The 219-nt window shown below is 53.9% G+C and carries 1 protein-coding gene; it reads right to left on the bottom strand.

Translation table 11 applies throughout. The annotated features are described in order from the left end of the window. On the bottom strand, positions 1-219 hold a 219-nt coding region (locus AB4135_RS21705), incomplete at both ends, for a VCBS domain-containing protein (protein ID WP_371995500.1).

Below are 219 nucleotides of genomic sequence, written 5' to 3'. Positions count from 1 at the left end.
GTTGCCCGGCTCAGGCATGTTACCGCCATCCATCACGCCGGCTTCTAATACATCGCCAGTGGCATCTTGGATGGTTGAGGTGATAACCGGAATATCGTTGGTCCCAGTGACCGTCACAGTAACCAGCTGCTGACTATAAGCGCCATGTTCATCGGTGACGGTGACCAAGAAAGTTTCATCGTGCATTTCACCTTGGGCGAGGGCGTTGACCAGTGCGTT

The organism is Shewanella sp. 10N.286.54.B9, from assembly GCF_041468565.1.
In the GTDB taxonomy this organism is placed as follows: domain Bacteria; phylum Pseudomonadota; class Gammaproteobacteria; order Enterobacterales; family Shewanellaceae; genus Shewanella.
The sequence above is the reverse complement of the archived record's forward strand: the minus strand, read 5'-3'. Positions and strand labels throughout refer to the sequence as shown.